The sequence below is a fragment of the Plantibacter sp. VKM Ac-2885 genome, from assembly GCF_015351205.1.
Taxonomy (GTDB): Bacteria; Actinomycetota; Actinomycetes; order Actinomycetales; family Microbacteriaceae; genus Plantibacter; species Plantibacter auratus.
On the sequence record NZ_JADKSK010000002.1, the window covers coordinates 1,116,241 to 1,135,556 of the forward strand.

At 68.4% G+C, this 19,316-nt stretch carries 17 protein-coding genes; 11 read left to right on the forward strand and 6 right to left on the reverse strand.

Going from position 1 to position 19,316, the window contains the following annotated elements; all coding sequences use genetic code 11:
- Positions 1-28: 28 nt before the first annotated feature.
- From ITJ66_RS17690 to corA, 5 genes are all read right to left on the reverse strand, one after another.
- Positions 29-796, reverse strand: coding sequence for a succinate dehydrogenase iron-sulfur subunit (locus ITJ66_RS17690; RefSeq protein WP_064294822.1), 768 nt, complete (start codon positions 794-796; stop codon positions 29-31).
- A gap of 2 nt (positions 797-798) precedes the next feature.
- Positions 799-2,601 (reverse strand): succinate dehydrogenase flavoprotein subunit, encoded by a 1,803-nt coding sequence (gene sdhA, locus ITJ66_RS17695; RefSeq protein ID WP_086474106.1) that lies wholly within the window; start codon positions 2,599-2,601, stop codon positions 799-801.
- A 26-nt stretch (positions 2,602-2,627) separates the two neighbouring features.
- The gene (locus ITJ66_RS17700) at positions 2,628-3,074 is read right to left on the reverse strand and encodes a succinate dehydrogenase hydrophobic membrane anchor subunit (protein ID WP_064294824.1); all 447 of its coding nucleotides are present in this window, start codon (positions 3,072-3,074) and stop codon (positions 2,628-2,630) included.
- Entirely contained in the window at positions 3,074-3,502 is a 429-nt protein-coding gene (gene sdhC, locus ITJ66_RS17705; RefSeq protein WP_255376691.1) for a succinate dehydrogenase, cytochrome b556 subunit, read from the reverse strand. Before sdhC ends, ITJ66_RS17700 begins: the two co-directional genes overlap by 1 nt.
- Before the next feature lie 194 nt (positions 3,503-3,696).
- Positions 3,697-4,821: a magnesium/cobalt transporter CorA gene (gene corA, locus ITJ66_RS17710; protein ID WP_085512255.1), complete on the reverse strand. Its 1,125-nt coding sequence runs from the start codon at positions 4,819-4,821 to the stop codon at positions 3,697-3,699.
- A 107-nt stretch (positions 4,822-4,928) separates the two neighbouring features.
- Here corA and ITJ66_RS17715 point away from each other — a divergent pair, with 107 nt between their 5' ends.
- Positions 4,929-6,044 carry a mannose-1-phosphate guanylyltransferase gene (locus ITJ66_RS17715; protein ID WP_064294827.1) on the forward strand — a complete coding sequence of 372 codons (1,116 nt, stop codon included), beginning with the start codon at positions 4,929-4,931 and terminating at the stop codon, positions 6,042-6,044.
- A gap of 13 nt (positions 6,045-6,057) precedes the next feature.
- The gene (locus tag ITJ66_RS17720; protein WP_194645479.1) at positions 6,058-6,546 is read left to right on the forward strand and encodes a hypothetical protein; all 489 of its coding nucleotides are present in this window, start codon (positions 6,058-6,060) and stop codon (positions 6,544-6,546) included.
- Positions 6,547-6,616: 70 nt separating this feature from the next.
- Here the strand turns inward: ITJ66_RS17720 and ITJ66_RS17725 are convergent, their stop codons facing one another.
- A complete protein-coding gene (locus tag ITJ66_RS17725; RefSeq protein WP_194645480.1) occupies positions 6,617-7,627 on the reverse strand; it encodes a hypothetical protein in 1,011 nt (336 codons plus the stop codon).
- 275 nt (positions 7,628-7,902) lie between these two features.
- Here ITJ66_RS17725 and ITJ66_RS17730 point away from each other — a divergent pair, with 275 nt between their 5' ends.
- The 9 genes from ITJ66_RS17730 to ITJ66_RS17770 all read left to right on the forward strand — a co-directional run bounded on the left by ITJ66_RS17730 (position 7,903) and on the right by ITJ66_RS17770 (position 19,271).
- Entirely contained in the window at positions 7,903-9,597 is a 1,695-nt protein-coding gene (locus ITJ66_RS17730; protein ID WP_194645481.1) for an ABC-F family ATP-binding cassette domain-containing protein, read from the forward strand.
- Positions 9,598-9,893: 296 nt separating this feature from the next.
- Positions 9,894-11,000 carry a BMP family protein gene (locus ITJ66_RS17735; RefSeq protein WP_138944804.1) on the forward strand — a complete coding sequence of 369 codons (1,107 nt, stop codon included), beginning with the start codon at positions 9,894-9,896 and terminating at the stop codon, positions 10,998-11,000.
- A gap of 140 nt (positions 11,001-11,140) precedes the next feature.
- A complete protein-coding gene (locus tag ITJ66_RS17740) occupies positions 11,141-12,655 on the forward strand; it encodes an ABC transporter ATP-binding protein (protein WP_079707332.1) in 1,515 nt (504 codons plus the stop codon).
- On the forward strand, positions 12,652-13,938 hold the full coding sequence (locus ITJ66_RS17745; protein WP_124769711.1) for an ABC transporter permease: 1,287 nt from the start codon (positions 12,652-12,654) through the stop codon (positions 13,936-13,938). Before ITJ66_RS17740 ends, ITJ66_RS17745 begins: the two co-directional genes overlap by 4 nt.
- Positions 13,935-15,236, forward strand: a complete 1,302-nt coding sequence (locus ITJ66_RS17750; protein WP_079707330.1) for an ABC transporter permease — start codon at positions 13,935-13,937, stop codon at positions 15,234-15,236. Before ITJ66_RS17745 ends, ITJ66_RS17750 begins: the two co-directional genes overlap by 4 nt.
- Before the next feature lie 2 nt (positions 15,237-15,238).
- Complete coding sequence (locus tag ITJ66_RS17755) at positions 15,239-15,658, forward strand: cytidine deaminase (RefSeq protein ID WP_194645482.1); 420 nt, start codon at positions 15,239-15,241, stop codon at positions 15,656-15,658.
- Complete coding sequence (locus ITJ66_RS17760; RefSeq protein ID WP_194645483.1) at positions 15,655-16,947, forward strand: thymidine phosphorylase; 1,293 nt, start codon at positions 15,655-15,657, stop codon at positions 16,945-16,947. Before ITJ66_RS17755 ends, ITJ66_RS17760 begins: the two co-directional genes overlap by 4 nt.
- A gap of 549 nt (positions 16,948-17,496) precedes the next feature.
- A complete protein-coding gene (locus ITJ66_RS17765; protein ID WP_137243425.1) occupies positions 17,497-18,024 on the forward strand; it encodes a hypothetical protein in 528 nt (175 codons plus the stop codon).
- Between the two features lie 113 nt (positions 18,025-18,137).
- Entirely contained in the window at positions 18,138-19,271 is a 1,134-nt protein-coding gene (locus ITJ66_RS17770) for an adenosine deaminase (RefSeq protein WP_194645484.1), read from the forward strand.
- The last annotated feature ends 45 nt before the right edge of the window (positions 19,272-19,316 follow it).

Here is a 19,316-nt window from a genome sequence, read left to right on the forward strand (position 1 = left end):
TGGGCCGGACGGACGAACCAGGTGTGGGCTAGGAGACCTTGCCGGAGATCATGGCCTGCTTGACCTCGGCGATCGCCTGCGTGACCTGGATGCCGCGGGGGCACGCCTCGGTGCAGTTGAAGGTGGTGCGGCAGCGCCACACGCCCTCCTGGTCGTTGAGGATGTCCAGGCGGACCTGCGACGCGTCGTCGCGGGAGTCGAAGATGAAGCGGTGCGCGTTCACGATCGCCGCCGGGCCGAAGTACTGGCCGTCGGTCCAGAAGACGGGGCACGACGAGGTGCACGCGGCGCACAGGATGCACTTCGTGGTGTCGTCGAAGCGGGCGCGCTCGGCGACCGACTGCACGCGCTCCTTGTTCTTCTCCGCGGGCTTACCGGGCATGAGGAACGGCTGCACCTCACGGAACGACGCGAAGAAGGGGTCCATGTCGACGACGAGGTCCTTCTCGAGCGGCAGACCCTTGATCGCCTCGACGTAGATCGGCTTCGAGATGTCGAGGTCCTTGATCAGCGTCTTGCAGGCGAGGCGGTTCCGGCCGTTGATCCGCATGGCGTCGGAGCCGCAGATGCCGTGCGCGCAGGAGCGACGGAACGTGAGGGTCCCGTCCTGTTCCCACTTGATCTTGTGGAGCGCGTCCAGGATGCGGTCCGTCGGGAACATCTCGACGTCGAAGTCCTCCCAGCGTGGCTCGGCGTCCACGTCCGGGTCGAACCGACGGATGATCAGGGTGACCGTGAAGGACTGGATCTCCTCCGGTGCCGCGGCCGGCGGGTTCTCAAGCGTTGCAGTGCTCATCGCTAGTACTTCCTCTCCATCGGCTGGTACCGCGTGATGACCACGGGCTTCCAGTCGAGCCGGATGTGGTCGGCCGCGTCGGACGAGTGCGGGTCGCCGGACAGGTACGCCATCGTGTGCTTCATGTAGTTCTCGTCGTCGCGCTTCGGGTAGTCGTCGCGCATGTGACCGCCACGGCTCTCCTGACGGTTGCGAGCGGAGTAGACGACGACCTCGGCGAGGTCGAGCAGGAAGCCCAGCTCGATCGCCTCGAGGAGGTCGGTGTTGAAGCGCTTGCCCTTGTCCTGGACGGCGATGTTCTGGTACCGCTCGCGCAGGTTGTGGATGGTGGCGGTGACGCCGGCGAGGGACTCGTCGGTCCGGAACACCTGGGCGTTGCGGTCCATCTCCTCTTGGAGCTCCTTGCGGATCGTGGAGATCCGCTCGGTGCCGTTGGAGTTCCGCATCTGCTCGATGAGGCCGGAGACGAAGCCGGCGGGGTTCTCGGGCAGCGGCGTGAAGTCGACGCCCTGGACGTACTCGACGGCGTTGTTGCCGGCGCGCTTGCCGAACACGTTGATGTCGAGGAGCGAGTTCGTGCCGAGTCGGTTCGAGCCGTGGACGGACACGCACGCGCACTCGCCGGCCGCGTACAGGCCGGGGACGACGGTGTTGTTGTCGCTCAGGACCTCGGCCTTGACGTTCGTCGGGATGCCGCCCATGGCGTAGTGCGCCGTCGGCATGACCGGGACGGGCTCCGTCACCGGGTCGACGCCGAGGTAGGTGCGCGCGAACTCGGTGATGTCGGGCAGCTTGGTCTCGAGGACCTCGGCACCGAGGTGGGTGCAGTCGAGGTAGACGTAGTCCTTGTTCGGCCCGGCACCGCGGCCTTCCGCGACCTCCTGGACCATGCAGCGCGCGACGATGTCTCGCGGGGCGAGGTCCTTGATGGTCGGGGCGTACCGCTCCATGAAGCGTTCACCGCTCGCGTTCCGGAGGATCGCACCCTCGCCTCGGGCTCCCTCGGTGAGGAGGATGCCGAGACCGGCGAGGCCGGTGGGGTGGAACTGGAAGAACTCCATGTCCTCGAGCGGGAGACCCTTGCGCCAGATGATCCCGACGCCGTCGCCCGTGAGGGTGTGTGCGTTCGAGGTCGTCTTGTAGATCTTGCCGAAGCCACCGGTGGCGAAGATGACCGCCTTCGCCTGGAAGACGTGGATCTCGCCGGTGGAGAGCTCGTACGCGACCACACCGGACGGCTTGTCGACGCCGTCGACGTTCGTCATGATCAGGTCGAGTGCGTAGTACTCGTTGAAGAAGTTGATGCCGAGGCGGACGCAGTTCTGGAACAGCGTCTGCAGGATCATGTGGCCAGTGCGGTCGGCCGCGTAGCAGGCGCGGCGGACCGGCGCCTTGCCGTGGTCGCGGGTGTGGCCGCCGAAGCGACGCTGGTCGATCTTGCCCTCGGGGGTGCGGTTGAACGGCAGACCCATGTTCTCGAGGTCGATGACCGCGTCGATGGCCTCCTTCGCGAGGATCTCCGCAGCATCCTGGTCGACGAGGTAGTCGCCGCCCTTGATGGTGTCGAAGGTGTGCCACTCCCAGCTGTCCTCCTCGACGTTCGCGAGCGCAGCGGCCATGCCGCCCTGCGCCGCTCCCGTGTGGGACCGCGTCGGGTAGAGCTTGGAGATGACGGCCGTCTTCGCTCCGGGGCCGGCCTCGATCGCGGCGCGCATGCCGGCACCGCCGGCACCGACGATCACGATGTCGAACTGGTGGTAGTGGATGCCGTCGATGACGGTGGACTCGGTGGTTTCTGTAGTCACGGTTTCCGTTGCTCGGTCTCGGTTGCTCAGTTGGCGGGGCAGAACGACGCGAGCAGGTCTGCAGGTGCGCCGGCGGGGCACGGGTCGAAGGTGAAGACGACCAGGGTCCCGAGGATGATGAGGATGGTGACGGCGGCGAGGATCGCGACCTTGAGGACACCGCGGATCGTGCGACCCGTGGCGTAGTCGTTGACGATGGTGCGCATGCCGTTGCCGCCGTGGATCAGTGCGAGCCACAGCATGGCGACGTCCCACCACTGCCAGAAGGGGTTCGACAGCTTGCCGCCGACGAAGGCGAAGTCGATGGCCTTGATGCCGTCGCCGACCATGAGATTGACGAACAGGTGGCCGAAGATGAGGACCAGCAGGATCACGCCGGAGACGCGCATGTAGATCCAGCCCCACTTCTCCCAGTTGACGCCCTTGCGGCGCGCGGGACGAGCGGGGGTGCGGGGAGCGGCGATCGTCGTCATCAGTGGCCCATCTCGCTGAACACGTTGATCAGGTGGCGCGGCGTGAAGCCGAGCATCGTCACGACCCAGAGACCGATGACGATCCAGAACATGGGCCGCTGGTACTTGGTGCCCTTCGACCAGAAGTCGATGAGGATGATGCGGATGCCGTTGTACGCGTGGTAGGCGATGGCGGCGACGAGCGCGACCTCACCGAGCCCCATGATGGGGTTCTTGTACGTGCCGATGACCGCGTTGTACGCCTCGGGGGAGACCCGCACCAGCGCGGTGTCGAGGACGTGCACGAGGAGGAAGAAGAAGATGGCGACGCCGGTGATCCGGTGGAGCACCCACGACCACATGCCCTCACGGCCCCGGTACAGGGTGCCGGCCGGGCGTTTGGATGTCGTGGATTCCAACGGTGACGTTCGCGTGAGACTCGCGGTCACGAGGTCCTCCCTGATAGTCGCTATCTGCGGCAGATCGTTCTGCCGTGCGGGGGTTGTTGCCTGCCGTGCGTCGAATCGGCGCGCTGGACCAAGTGTAGGCGTGGGATGCGCGGTCCCGCCGCTAAGGCTGGCCTAACTGTCTCGACGTCGAGAGAGGCCGGACACCTGCGCGACGACCGGGCGACACCGGGTGTTCACAACCAGTTCCGACGCTTGAACACCTTGTAGAGGATGACGCTCGTGGTGGCCATGAGCGCGAGCGCCATCGGGTAGCCGAACCACCACGACAACTCCGGCATGTGGGTGAAGTTCATGCCGTAGATCCCCGCGATGAGACTCGGGCCGAACAGGATGGCGGCCCAGGAGGAGATCTTCTTCACCTCGTCGCCCTGCTTGAGGCTCGCCTCGGTCATCTTCGCCATCTCCTCGTTCTGGCGTTGCCCGACGAGGGTGCTGTTCACGGTCAGGATGTCGCGCAACAGCTCGCGGTAGGCGTCGATCCGTTGGTTGACGCTCGTGAGGTGGTCGGCGACGTCGCGGAGGCCGCGTTGCAGTTCGTCGGCGACCCCGTACTTCGCGCTGCCCTGCTCGAGCGACAGCATCACGTCGCTGAGCGGGTGCGTCGCCCGTTCGAAGGCGATGACCTCGCGGGAGAGCTGGTAGATGCGGCGGGACACCTGGGATTCGCCGACGAAGACCTGCTCCTCGATCTCGTCGATGTCGTTCGAGAGCCCGGCGACGACCGGACCGTAGCCGTCGACGACGGCGTCGATGATGGCGTACAGGATCGCCTGCGGACCATAGGCGAGGAGTTCGTGCTCCTGCTCCATCCGCGCCCGCACGTGCGACAGGTCGGGGGACTCGGCGTGCCGCAGGGTGATGACGAAGTTCGGGCCGACGAAGACGTGCAGCTCGCCGAACTCGACGGTCTCGGTCTCGTCGACGTAGTTGGCGGCCCGGAGGACGACGAACAGGACGTCGTCGTACCGCTCGATCTTCGGTCGCTGGTGCGCGGTGATGGCGTCTTCGACGGCGAGCGGGTGGAGACCGAACTCCGCCGCCAGGACGCCGAGCTCGCCGGCGTCGGGCCGGTAGAGCCCGATCCACGCGACGCCGTCCGGGGTCTCGTGGAGCGCGCGGAAGGTGTCCTCGAGCGAGGTGAGCGTCGAGCTACGGGAACCGTGGCGGTAGATGCAGGCGTTGACGATGCTGTTGCGCCCGTCGAGGTCCGCGGCGTCAGGCGGGCCGACGGGGGCCGGCGGAGCCTGCTTGCTGCCGAAGGACGGGATCGGGATCCCGAGGACGTTGCGTCCAGCCATGCTCGTACCGTTCTTTCTCATGCTCGATCTGGCGCTCATCGTAATCCCGTCACATGACGGTTCCGTGCCGTCGTCGTCAGGCTGGAGCCTGGCGGTACGCTCGGGGGATGACCACGCCCCTCGAACGCTTCTACGCGGTGATCCCGGCCGGCGGCATCGGCAGTCGTCTCTGGCCGCTCTCGCGAGCCGACGCACCCAAGTTCCTGCACGACCTCACCGGCTCCGGCAGCACGCTGTTGCGCGCCACCTGGGACCGCCTCGCGCCGATCGCCGGCGACCAGCGCATCATGGTCGTCACCGGGCGTGCGCACCGCGCGGCCGTCGAACAGCAGCTGCCCGACCTCGCCGACGCCAACGTGGTGCTCGAGAGCGAGCCGCGCGACTCGACCGCCGCGATCGGGCTCGCTGCGGCGATCCTCGTCCGTCGCGAACCCGACGTCATCGTCGGCTCGTTCGCCGCCGACCACGTGATCCGCGGCGACCGCCTGTTCCGCGCCGCGGTCGCCCAGGCCGTCACGGCCGCCGAGGAGCGCTACATCGTCACGATCGGCATCCAGCCCACGGAGCCCGCCATCGGCTTCGGCTACATCAAGAGCGCCCGCGACCTCGGCATCCGCGGGGCCGAAGGGGTCATGCTGGTCGACTCCTTCGTCGAGAAGCCCGACCTCGCCACGGCCAAGCGGTACGTCTCGAGCGGCGAGCACCTCTGGAACGCCGGGATGTTCATCTCGCGGGCCGACGTCCTCCTCGAGGAGATCGGTCGGCAGAAGCCCGAACTCCTGGCGGGCCTCCTCGAACTCGCCGAGGTCTGGGACGACGCGGCGGCCCGCGGACCGGTCGTCGACCGCGTCTGGCCGGCGCTCGAGAAGATCGCGATCGACTACTCCGTGGCGGAGCCCGCCGCGGCTGCCGGTCGCATGGCCGTCGTGCCGGCGCACTTCGACTGGGACGACGTGGGCGACTTCGCCTCGCTCGCCAAGCTCAACTCCGGTGGGCGCAAGTCCGACCTCGCCATCCTCGGCGAGAACGCGCGCGTGCTGTCGGACGCCTCCAGCGGCATCGTCGTCAGCCAGACCGGTCGGGTCATCAGCCTCATCGGCGTGCAGGACATCGTCGTCGTCGACACCCCGGACGCTCTGCTCGTCACCACGAGCGCCAACGCGCAGCGGGTGAAGAGCGTCGTCGACGCCCTCAAGCTGTCCGGTCGCGACGACGTCCTCTGATCGGCAATCGACGGTGACCGCGCTGCGCGAGCTGCTCCTGCAGGCGGGCGCGCGTCTCCAAGCCGCAGGTGTGCGTGACGAGGCCCTGGCAGAGGTGTACACACCCCGCGGGCTCCCGCTCGTGAAGCGGGCACCCGCGCTGCGGCCGATCGGCCGGGCGTGGCGCCTCGGGGTCGTCCTGCTCTCGGCCGACGGTCGCCTCTTCACCGCCGCCGAGTCCACTCGGGCCGTGGAGCCGAAGTGGTTCAACCACCGCTCCTCGGAGGTCGAGCACCGTCGGATCGCCCAGCAGGCGGCCCACCGCGGTCCGTTCGCCGAGGGCGACGTCGTCAATTTCGAGGTCGTCGAGCTCGCGCTGGACGAGCCGTCACTCCGGGAGGGGTCGGGTCCGTTGCGCCTCGTCGATGACACGGTCATGCTCCGCTGGGCCGGGCACGACCTCGGGCTCACCCCGCTCGACGCCTACCTCGACGACCGGGTGTCACTCCTCATCGGCGAGTGACCCGTTCGTTCGCCCATCTTCGGGCGAACGGGCCCTGATTCGCCCAGGAATGGGCGAACGGAACGCGTGATCAGACCGCGGGGCCGAACCACTCCGTGTAGAGCCGCCAGAAGTTGCGGTTGCCGTAGGCGCTGCAGGCGTCGCCAGTGCCCGAGACGTTCGCGAGGGCTGCAGCGTTCGGTTGGTACGGCGTGTAGAGGTAGAGGTTCGCCGTCGCCTGGTTGCGGATGTCGACCTGGGTGCCGCCGCAGGCCGCGTCGGGGCTGTACTGGATGTAGACCGATCCCAGGTGGTACGCCCGCTGGTAGGACTCACCCGGCACGTTGAGCGGGTACAGCGTGTATTGCCGGAACTGCCATGCGGAACGGTAGACCTGGTTCTGGAACCCGAAGTAGTCCGCGTCGCAGCTCGCGCTGAAGTTCGGGCCGGTGTCGGGGCAGCCCCAGCCCATGGCGCGCGCGTAGCCGTACTCGCTCGGCCCGGTGATGAGCGACTGCTCCTTCTGCATGAGGACGAGCAGCACCTTGGGGTTGATCCCGCACGCGTGCGCGACCTTCGCGACGATCCTCGCCGCCGACTCGTTCACGGCGCCGCGGTAGGCCTCGCAGTGTCCGGGCTCGGCCGCCGGGACGGATTCGGTGCTGGCACGGAAGTCCGCCAGGCACGGCACGCCGTCTTTCGGGGTACAGGGCTGGGAGGCGAAGAACGCCTGGACGTCAGCCTCGCTCATGGCGTTCGCGTCGTAGAAGTTCGCGTCGCTGATGATCTCGCCCGGGTCGAAGTCCGTGCCGCGGACCGTGGGCGGCGCCGGCTGGGCAGGCTTGCCGGGAGCCGGCGTCGCAGGCTTCGTCGGCTTCGGGGTCGCCGTTGAGGGCGTGGTCGGCGAGGGACTCGGGGTGGGCGTCGGCGTCGTCTGCGTCCGGCTCAGCTGCGAGCTCGCGGCGGCCGCGGTCGCCGGCGTGGTCGGCAGTGCGCCGAGCGCCACGAGCGCACCGATACCGAGCGCGGCGAGCAGCGAGGCCGCGGTCGATCGATGCGCACGGCGACGCCGCGCGGGCGAGGGGACCGACGGAGCACGCATGACGACCAGCCTAATCGGGACCGGTGACGTGCAGGGCTTGCGGCGGCCGACAACCGACGGATAGCCTGAGTTCACTGTGAAGAACTGAGCGAATCGACGTCCCGTGCCTGCGGCAGACCATCACGAACGTGATGTGCCCGACGGGAATCCATCGAGGTACGCCAGACGCTTCCAGGTCCGCCCAGGAGTTCGAGCCCAGCGCTCGCTCCTGACGTGTCGGACGACGACCGTACGCGGCGTGCCCCATCTCGAAAGGGGCCTCCATGCGAGCACCCATGACCCAAGCAACACCAGTCCACCGTCGCGCCGCTTCGAGGTTCGGGCGATCCATCGACATCCAGCAGCTCCGCGCCGACGGCGTCACCCGCTCCTACGGCGACCGCGTCGTGTTGCGCGACGTCGACCTCGTCGTGTCGGCCGGGGATCGTCTCGGCCTGATCGGTGAGAACGGCGCGGGGAAGTCCACGCTGCTGCGCATCCTCGCGGGGATCGACGAGCCGGACGACGGCGAGGCCGTCCGCCCGGTGCGTACCGGCATCCTCATGCAGGAACTCGAGCTCCCGGAGGACACGACGGTCGGCGAGTTGCTGGAGCAGGCGCTCGGCGAGGTCCGCGCCGTCGAGCAGGAGCTCGAGACGTCGGCGGCGGCACTTGGTGAGACGGGTTCCGCCGGTGACGGTTCCGCCGAGCAGCGGTACGCCGCCGCGCTCGATGCGGCGGAACGCGCCGACGTCTGGACGGCGGACGCCCGGTTGGACGCGGTCGTCGACGGCCTCGGCATCGCCGCGATCGAACGGTCGCGACGACTCGGTGAGGTGAGCGGGGGACAGCGATCCCGCTTCGCCCTCGCCGCGCTCCTCGTCGCGAGACCGACCGCACTGCTGCTCGACGAGCCGACCAACCATCTGGACGACGAGGCGGTCGCGTTCCTCCGCGGCCACCTGTCGGAGTGGCCGGGTCCGGTGCTCTTCGCGAGCCATGACCGCGCCTTCCTCGACGAGGTGGCGACGGGGCTCGTCGACATCGATCCGTCCCGCCCCGTCCCCGTCGGCGAGGCGTCACCCGTCGTCGAGTTCGGCGGGCCGTTCAGCGAGTACCTCGACTGGAAGGCAGCGGAACTCGATCGCTGGTCGGCGCGTTATGAAGAGGAGCAGGCCGAACTGCGCCGCCTCGCATCCGCGGTGCACGACGTCGCCCCGCGGATCAACCACGATCGGGGCATCCGCGACAATAACCGCATGGCCTTCGGCATGCGCGGCGACCGCGTCGAGCAGCAGATCAGTCGGCGGGTGCGGAACGCGCAGCTCCGACTCGAGGTCCTCGAGCGCGAGCAGGTGCGGCGCCCGCCTCGCCAACTCTCGTTCGCCGGGATCCCGAGCGGCTCGACGGTCCTCGACGAGGGGGAGCAGCTGCTCGACCTCGCCGACGCCCGCGTCGATGGCCGGCTGCGCCTCGAACGCCTGCAGCTGGCACCCCGGTCGCGGGTGCTGGTCACCGGTGCGAACGGTTCGGGGAAGTCGACGCTCCTGGCGCTGCTCGCCGGGTCGCTGCGCCTCGATGCGGGGACGCTCCTCCGGCGGAAGGGGCTCCGCGTGGGGCTCCTCGAGCAGGACGTCGCCTTCCCGGATGCGGAGCGATCACCTCGGGAGGTCTACGACCGGGCGCTCGGCGAGGCGCGAGCAGCGCGCACTCCGCTCGCGGGTCTCGGGCTCCTGGCACTTCGCGACCTCGACCGTCCGATCGGCCAGCTCTCCGTCGGGCAGCAACGCCGTCTGGCCCTGGCGCTGATCATCGCCAGGCCGCCCCATCTGTTCCTGTTGGACGAGCCGACGAACCACCTGTCGCTGGCGCTTGCGACGGAGCTCGAGGACGCCCTCGGCGACTACCCGGGTGCGGTCGTCATCGCGAGCCACGACCGATGGCTCCGTCGGCGCTGGACCGGCGACAGCCTGATGCTGGACCGCCGCTGACCGGGATCCCGGTCGGTTCGGCCTGGGCACCGAGCCGCGCTCGGTGCCCAGGTGGGAACCGCAGCTACCCGGCGCGCAAGGCGCCCGTCGGCGGGGTCGCTCCGCGCTCACGTGCGCAGCATCGCGGCTCGGCGATGCGCGTCTGCGCATCCGCGTGTTTCCGGCGCGTGACGCCGGTGCCACCGTTCTGTAACGCTTCGGTCGCGAAGCCGGGATCGTCCGTTCGGCAGTCGTCGTATTGGGTAACGTAACCCCATACGCCCCGTGACCCGCGGGGCTGCATCTTGGAGGCTACCTTGGCAATCTCAACTCGGAAGGCCGCTGCGGGCGCAATCGCCGGCGTCGGTCTCATGGCACTGCTCGCCGGCTGTGCATCGGCTCCCAGCACCGGTGGCGGCGACTCAACCGGTGCCGCATCCGACTTCCTCCCGTGCATGGTCTCCGACGCCGGTGGCTTCACCGACAAGTCGTTCAACCAGCTCGGCTATGAGGGGCTCACCGAGGCGGCGAAGGAGCTCGGCGTCGAGCCCATCACCGTCCAGTCCGACAAGGCCGACGACTACAAGCCGAACCTGCAGAGCCTGGCGGACCAGGGCTGCTCGCTCATCGTCAGCGTCGGCTTCGCCCTCTCCGCCGACACGGTCGACGCAGCACTCGCGAACCCGGACGTCGACTACGCGATCATCGACGACGCGGCCGACAACGACTTCGACGGCAAGGTCGACGCCCCGAACATCAAGCCGATCCTGTTCGACACCGTCCAGGCCGCGTTCCTCGCGGGCTACGCGGCGGCCGACTACTCGAAGACCGGCGTCGTCGGCACCTTCGGTGGCCAGCCCTTCCCGTCCGTCCAGATCTTCATGGACGGCTTCGCCGAGGGCGTCGCGTACTACAACGAGCAGAAGGGCAAGAGTGTCCAGGTCGTCGGTTGGGACGTCGCCGCTCAGACCGGTTCCTTCACCGGTGGCTTCGAGGCGAACGACACCGCCAAGCAGCTCGCCCGCACGCTCATCGACCAGAACGCCGACGTGCTCCTTCCGGTCGGTGGCCCGATCTTCCTGAGCGCGATCGCCGAGATCCAGGAGACCGGTAAGGACATCGCCATGATCGGTGTCGACGCCGACCTGTACGAGACGAACGCCGAGAACAAGGGCCTGTTCCTCACCTCCATCCTCAAGGGCATGAAGGCCGGCGTCGCCGACACCGTGACCGAGGCCGGCGGCGGCAAGTTCGACGCCGCCGCGTACATCGGCACCCTCGAAAACGAGGGCGTCGGCCTCGCGCCGTTCCACGACTTCGAGTCCAAGGTCTCCCCGACCCTGGCCGACGAGCTCGAGACCATCAAGAAGGGCATCATCGACGGTTCCATCAAGGCGACCTCGGTCTCCTCGCCCGTCAAGTAGTCCCTCTTCACCCGGGCCCTCGCCCGGGACTCCGGGGGGAGGCCGCGATCCGCGGCCTCCCCCCGCTTTGTTCGCGGCACGGTCGGACGGCGATCCCGACCGCCTGTGCCGACCTTCGACACGTGACTAGATTGGGACCCATGAAGCTCGAGCTCCGCGGCATCACCAAACGGTTCGGTGCACTCACCGCCAACGACCACATCGACCTCACCGTCGAACCGGGGGAGATCCACTGTCTCCTCGGCGAGAACGGTGCAGGCAAATCCACCCTCATGAACGTCCTGTACGGCCTGTACCAGGCCGACGAGGGCGAGATCCTCCTGGACGACGTCGTCCAACACTTCCAGGGCCCTGGCGACGCCATGGGCGCCGGCATCGGCATGGTGCATCAGCACTTCATGCTCATCCCCGTCTTCACCGTCGCCGAGAACGTCATGCTCGGCCACGAGCAGACCAAGGGCGGTGGCCGCCTCGACGTCGCAGCGGCCCGCAAGCTCGTCATCGACATCTCCGAGCGGTTCGGCTTCAGCCTCGACCCGGACGCCATCGTCGGCGACCTCCCGGTCGGGGTGCAGCAGCGCGTCGAGATCGTCAAGGCGCTCTCCCGCAACGCCAACGTCCTCGTCTTCGACGAGCCCACCGCCGTGCTCACCCCGCAGGAGACGGACGAGCTCATGGCGATCATGAAGCAGTTGAAGGACGAGGGCACGTCCATCGTCTTCATCACCCACAAGCTGCGCGAGGTCCGCGAAGTCGCCGACCGCATCACCGTCATCCGGCTCGGCAAGGTCGTCGGTGAGGCCTCGCCCACCGCGACGAACGCCGAGCTGGCGTCCCTCATGGTCGGGCGTCCCGTCGAACTCACGGTCCACAAGGAGGCGCCGAACCTCGGCGACACCACCTTCACCGTGCAGGACCTGTCCGTCGTCGACCACCTCGGCCAGCTCGTCGTCAACGGCGTCAGCTTCGAGGTCCGCGAGGGCGAGGTGCTCGCCATCGCCGGTGTCCAGGGCAACGGGCAGACCGAGCTCACCGAGGCGATCCTCGGGCTGCAGCCGCACACCAAGGGCAGCATCAAGCTCGACGGCGTCGAACTCGTCGGGTCCACCCCGCGCAAGGTGCTCGACGCCGGCGTCGGGTTCGTGCCGGAGGACCGATCCGAGGACGGGCTCGTCAAACAGTTCACCATCGCCGAGAACCTCATGCTGGACCGATCGACGGGTGCACCCTTCGTGAAGGGCGGCAACGTCCAGCGCGGATTCCGAGACGAGTTCGCGCGCGAGAAGTCGCAGGAGTTCGACGTCCGGTCACAGGGCATCGAATCACCGGCCGGCTCCCTCTCGGGCGGCAACCAGCAGAAGGTCGTCCTCGCCCGTGAGCTCAGCCGCGAGTTGCGGCTGTTCGTCGCCGCACAGCCGACCCGCGGGATCGACGTCGGTTCGATCGAGTTCGTGCACAAGCGCATCGTCGCCACGCGCGACGCCGGCATCCCCGTCATCGTCGTGTCGACCGAGCTCGACGAGGTCGTCGCGCTCGCCGACCGCATCGCCGTCATGTACCGAGGCGGCATCGTCGGGATCGTCCCGGCATCGACCCCCAGAGAGGTCCTCGGCCTCATGATGGCCGGCGAACTCCCGGCAGGAGCAGCAGCATGAGCGAGACGTCCCACACCCCGCCCGGAACGGTCCAGCCGGTGGCACCGGGCGAGGCGAAGCCCGACACGACCCAGCCGCGCTCGAACAAGGTGCTCGCCGAGATCCTCAATTCGAGCATCGTCATCTCGATCCTCGCCGTCGTCCTGGCGATGGTCGTCGGTGCGATCCTCATCGCACTGACCGATCCGAAGGTCCACACCGCCGCCGGGTACTTCTTCGCCCGCCCGGGCGACACCATCGCGGCGGTCTGGCAGTCGGCGACCGGTGCGTACGGCGCGCTCTTCCAGGGGTCGATCTACAACTTCAAGCGCCCCGACTTCCTGAACGGCATCCGCCCGCTGACGGAGACGCTGACCTTCGCGACCCCGCTGATCCTCGCCGGACTCGGTGTCGGCCTGGCGTTCCGGGTCGGCATGTTCAACATCGGTGGGCGCGGTCAGATGCTCATCGCCGCCGCCTGCGCCGGATGGGTCGGCTTCACGCTCGACCTCCCGCCCGTGGTGCACCTGCTCGTCGCGATCGCCGCCGGCATCATCGGTGGCGCGTTCTGGGGCGGCATCGTCGGTGTCCTCAAGGCCCGCACCGGCGCGCACGAGGTGATCATCACGATCATGCTCAACTACGTCGCGTTCTACCTCATCACCTTCATGCTCTCCACGCAGGGGCTGTTGCAGGCTCCCGGGTCGAACGTGCCGAAGAGCGCGGGGATGGCGGAGAACGCCGTCTTGCCCAAGCTCCTCGGTGACCGCTACAACCTGCACGCCGGCTTCCTCATCGCGATCCTCGCGGTCGTGTTCGTGTGGTGGCTGTTCAGTCGGTCCTCGATCGGCTTCCGCTTCCGGGCGGTCGGTGAGAACCCGAACGCCGCTCGCGTCGCGGGTATCGACGTGAAGAACACCTACGTGTACGCCATGCTGCTCTCCGGTGGACTGATCGGTCTCGCCGGCGTCTCGCAGGTGCTCGGTACGGTGACCTCCGGGTTCGACAACGGCATCGACGCCGGCATCGGCTTCGACGCCATCACCGTCGCGCTCCTCGGACGCAGTCGGCCGGGCGGCATCCTCATCGCCGGCATCCTGTTCGGTGCGCTCAAGGCCGGTGGGTACTCCATGCAGGCCACCCAGGGCGTCAACGTGCCGATCGACATCGTGCTCGTCCTCCAGGCACTCATCGTGCTGTTCATCGCGGCTCCGCCGCTCGTGCGGGCGATCTTCTTCCTGCCGAAGCCCGACGGCTCGACGCGCCGAACGCGTCGCTCCGCCAAGAAGGAGGTGTCCGCATGAGTGGATTCACGCTCGACAAGCAGACGCCGCAGCCGGCTCCCGACGCCCCGATCGTCCTCGAGACGGTCGTCGTCCGGAGCTGGAAGGCCCCGATCGCGTTCGGGATCTTCACCGTCATCGCGTTCCTGTTGTTCGTCATCTGGCACCGCGACGGCAACAGCACGTTCCGGCTCTCCAGCGACGGCGACGTCATCCAACTGCCGACGGTCGTGCTCCCGTCCACGGTCACCGGCATCGTCGTCACGATCCTCCTGGCCGCCATCACGGCGCTGAGCGCGTACCTCGTCACGACGGGCAAGAAGGTCCCCCTCTGGCTCATCACCGTGTTCGGTGTGCTGTTCATGGTCGGGTTCCTGTCGTGGGCCGCCGCGGGCAAGGCGATCCCGATCACCGGGCTCCTGCTCGGTACCGTCGCCCTGAGCGTCCCGCTCATCTTCGGTGCGCTCGGCGGCGTCATCTCCGAGCGGGTCGGCGTCGTGAACATCGCGATCGAGGGCCAGCTGCTCGCCGGCGCGTTCTCGTCCGCCTTCGTCGCCTCGGTGACGGGGAACGCCTTCCTCGGGCTCGTTGCGGCGATGATCGCCGGCACACTCGTGAGCTTCCTGCTCGCGGCCTTCTCGATCAAGTACCTCGTCGACCAGGTCATCGTCGGTGTCGTGCTCAACGTCCTCGTCGTCGGACTCACGAGCTTCCTGTACTCGCAGGTGCTCACGAAGAACGAGGCGCTCTTCAACAGCCCGCCGAAGTTCCCCCGGATCAACATCCCGATCCTCAGCGAGATCCCGCTCATCGGACCCGTGCTGTTCCGCCAGACGATCATCATCTACCTGATGTACATCGCCGTGGCCGTGGTGTTCTTCTGCCTGTTCTACACGCGCTGGGGCCTCCGCCTCCGCGCCGTGGGTGAGCACCCGCAGGCGGCTGACACCGTGGGTATCAACGTGAACCGGACTCGTTTCTGGAACGTCGCGCTCGCGGGCGCGATCGTCGGCCTCGGTGGGGCGTACTTCACCCTGGGCTCGGTCGGTGCGTTCAACAAGGAGATGACGGCGGGCGCCGGCTACATCGCGCTCGCGGCGGTCATCTTCGGACGCTGGGACCCCCTCAAGGCGACGCTCGCCGCGCTGCTGTTCGGCTTCACGCAGAACCTGCAGTTCGCGTTGAGTGCCATCGGCTCCCCGGTGCCGAGCGCGTTCATGCTCATGCTGCCGTACGTGGTGACGATCTTCGCGGTCGCCGGACTCGTCGGCATCTCCCGCGGACCGGCAGCCGCCGGCAAGCCCTACGTGAAGGGCTGACCGTGAGCGACACGACGACCGCGCCACCCGTCGACTGGGAGGCGCTGCACACCGCGGCCCGGGAGGCGATGGGTCACGCCTACGTGCCCTACAGCCGGTTCCCGGTCGGCGCGGCTGCTCTCGTCGACGACGGCCGGATCATCTCCGGCTGCAACGTCGAGAACGCCAGCTACGGCCTGACGCTGTGCGCGGAGTGCGCGCTCGTCTCCGCCCTCCACATGTCTGGCGGAGGACGCCTCGTGGCGTTCGCCTGCGTCGACGGCAAGGGCGAACGCCTCATGCCGTGCGGCCGTTGCCGACAGCTGCTGTACGAACACTCGACGGCGGGCATGCTGCTCGACACCGTCTCCGGCATCCGCACCATCGACGAGGTCCTGCCGGACGCCTTCGGACCACGTCAACTCGAGGAGTACCACGCATGAGTTCCGTAGAAGCATTCGACGTCGTCGACCTCATCCGCACGAAGCGCGACCGCGGAGAGCTGTCGACGCCGCAGATCGAGTGGCTGATCGACGCCTTCACCCGTGGCTATGTCGCCGACGAGCAGATGTCGGCGCTGGCGATGGCGATCCTGCTGAACGGCATGGAGCGGCGTGAGATCCGCGACCTCACGATGGCGATGATCGCGAGCGGTGAGCGGATGAGTTTCGCGTCGCTCGACAAGCCGACCTCGGACAAGCACTCGACCGGCGGCGTCGGCGACAAGATCACCCTGCCGCTCGCCCCGCTCGTCGCCGTCTTCGGCGTCGCGGTGCCGCAGCTGTCGGGCCGCGGGCTCGGGCACACGGGTGGGACGCTCGACAAGCTCGAGAGCATCCCCGGCTGGCGTGCGGCGTTGACGAACGACGAGATGATGGCGCAGCTGGCGGACGTCGGCGCGGTCATCTGCGCCGCCGGCTCCGGTCTCGCCCCGGCCGACAAGCGTCTGTATGCCCTGCGCGACACGACGGGCACGGTCGAGGCGATCCCGCTCATCGCGTCGAGCATCATGTCGAAGAAGATCGCCGAAGGCACCGGGGCGCTCGTCCTCGACGTCAAGTTCGGCTCCGGCGCCTTCATGCAGGACTATGAGCGTGCCGAGGAACTGGCGCGCACGATGGTCGCGCTCGGGACGGACGCCGGTGTGGCGACGACCGCGCTGTTGACGGACATGAACGTCCCGCTCGGCCTCGCGATCGGCAACGCGAACGAGGTCCGCGAGTCCGTCGAGGTCCTGGCAGGCGGTGGTCCGGCGGACGTCGTCGAGCTGACCCTCGCCCTCGCGCGGGAGATGCTGACCCTCGCCGGGCGGCCGGACGCGGACGTCGAGGGCGCCCTCGCGGACGGTCGGGCCATGGACGTCTGGAAGCGCATGATCCGCGCGCAGGACGGCGACCCGGACGCACCGCTGCCGGTCGCCAAGGAGACCCACGTCGTCACGGCGTCGCGCGACGGCGTGCTGGCGACGCAGGAGGCACTGCCGTTCGGCATCGCGGCCTGGCGCCTCGGTGCCGGTCGGGCCAGGCAGCAGGACCCGGTCATCCACGCGGCGGGCATCGACCTGCACGCGAAGCCGGGCGACGAGGTCCGGGCCGGACAGCCCCTCTTCACGCTGAGCGCCGACGATGCGGCCCGCTTCCCGCGGGCGCTCGAGGCCCTCGAGGGTGCCTACACGATCGAGGACACGGCTCCGCCGCGCGGCCCCATCGTCCGGGCCCGCATCGAGGCCTGACGGCCGCCCGTTCGCCCCGTGTGGTTGTCCAATTCTGCCTTGGACCGCCACACGGGGCGAATGGACACCCGCTGACCCTGCTCCACAGCGACCCCGCCGGCTGGCGCGTGCCCATCAGCCGGTCGGAGTGAAGCGCGGGGCAGGACCGGCGTCGAAACTCGGGGGATGGGCTTTCGGAAACCGCTCCCGCCTACTGCCGCCGGCGCGCTCTCGACAGCGGCAGCGATGCAGCACGGAGTCACTCGAGCGCAACTCCGCAATCCTGAACTGGCCGCCCCGTTTCGCGGGGTCCGGCTGGCCGCGAGTGGGTTCGATGCAGAGGATCCCGTTCAGCTGGCGCGAGCGTACCTGCCCAAGCTGCCGCTCGGGTCCGTCTTCAGCCATCACACGGCTGCATCGGTCTGGGGGCTACCGTTGCCCGACGGAACACGGCCGCCGTCGCTGCACGTGACGACCCCGCCACCGGGCAGGGCGAGACGTGGGGTAGGAGTCATCGGACACCGGTCGGTGCTGTCCGAGACGGAGATGGCCGTGCGTTTCGGATTGCCGGTGACGACCCCCGCTCGCACCTGGTGCGATCTGGCGAATCTGATCGATGTCCCGGGGCTCGTCGCCGTGGGCGACCGGTTGTTGTGGTTCCAGGACCCGCTGTGCACCAGGCGAGAACTCGAGGATGCCGTCGACGTGACGCGCGCCGGTGTCCGCTCCCTTCGTGCAGCGCTTCCACTGCTGTCGGACCGTTCCCAATCGCACCGCGAGTCCATGCTCAGAGTGCTCATCGTGCTGAGTGAGTACCCGTTCCCGTTTCCGTCGCCGAATCATGAGTTGACGCTCCGGCCCGGCGGACGGCGGGTGCGTCTGGACCTCGCGTTCCCGACCCAGCAGCTCGCTCTCGAATACGAGGGCGACCATCACCGGACGAACCGCACCCAGTGGCGCATCGACATTCGTCGGATCGACGACCTCGAAGCTGCTGGATGGCACATCATGCGTGTCACGGATGACGATTTGCGTGACGGCGCCGACCTGCTGGATCGACTCGCCGTCCGTCTCCGCGGCCGAGGCTGGCGCCCCTAATCGCTACACATTCGCCCCGTGTGGTCATCGCGGCGTGTGCCGGACAGCCACACGGGCGAACCGGCGAGGACAGGCCATGTCGCGCGGTGAGCGTGAGCGGTACAGTGAACCCCGTGACCTCTGCAGACGAATCCCCCCTCTCCGGCGTCGACCTCCGCGCGCTCCCGAAGATCTCGCTCCACGACCACCTCGACGGCGGTGTGCGGCCCGCCACGATCATCGAGCTGGGCGAAGCGAACGGTGTCGACGTCCCCGTGTCGGACCCCGACGGCCTGGCCGACTGGTTCTACACGCAGTGCAACGCCGGCTCGCTCGTCGAGTACCTGAAGACCTTCGACCTCAGCACCGCGGTCATGCAGACCGAGGAGGGGCTCGTCCGCATCGCGCGCGAGTTCGTCCAAGACCTCGCTGCGGACGGCGTCATCTACGGCGAGGTGCGCTGGGCTCCCGAACAGCACCTCACCCGGGGTCTCACCCTCGACGCGGTCGTCGAGGCCGTCCAGGAGGGCATCGAGCTCGGCATCAAGGACGCGGCCCACTCCGGCTCCGACATCCAGATCGGCCAGCTCATCACGGCTATGCGGCACGCCGACCGCGCGCTCGAGATCGCTGAGCTCGCCGTGCGCCATCGCGAGCGCGGCGTGGTCGGGTTCGACATCGCCGGCGCCGAGGCGGGCTTCCCCGCCAGCAAGCACCGACTGGCGTTCGACTACCTCGCGGCCGAGCTGTTCCCGGTGACCGTCCACGCGGGGGAGGCCGACGGCATCGAGTCGATCCGGAGCGCCATGCTCGACGGCCGCGCGTTGCGACTCGGCCACGGTGTCCGCATCGCCGAGGACATCTTCATCGAGCGCGACGACGCCGAGTCCCTCTACGCCACGCTCGGTCCCGTCGCCGAGTGGGTCCGCGACCGCAAGATCCCGTTGGAGCTCAGCCCGCAGTCGAACCTGCAGACCGGCGCCATCGCGGCCTGGGGCGAGGAACTCGAGGACCACCCGTTCGACCTGCTCTACCAGCTCGACTTCGCCGTCACGGTCAACGTCGACAACCGCACCATGAGCGACACGAGCCTGACGAAGGAGCTCGCGCTCCTCTCCGAGGCGTTCGACTACGACCTCACCGACCTGGAGACCTTCCAGCTGAACGCCGCCGCCGCGACGTTCCAGCCGCTGGAGATCCGCGAGGCCCTGGCCGACCGCATCTCGGAGGCGTTCGACGAGTTCCTCGACGACGACGACAAGGACTGACGATGCCGGCAGGTGCTGCTCCGGCGACCGCCTGGGCGGCACCTG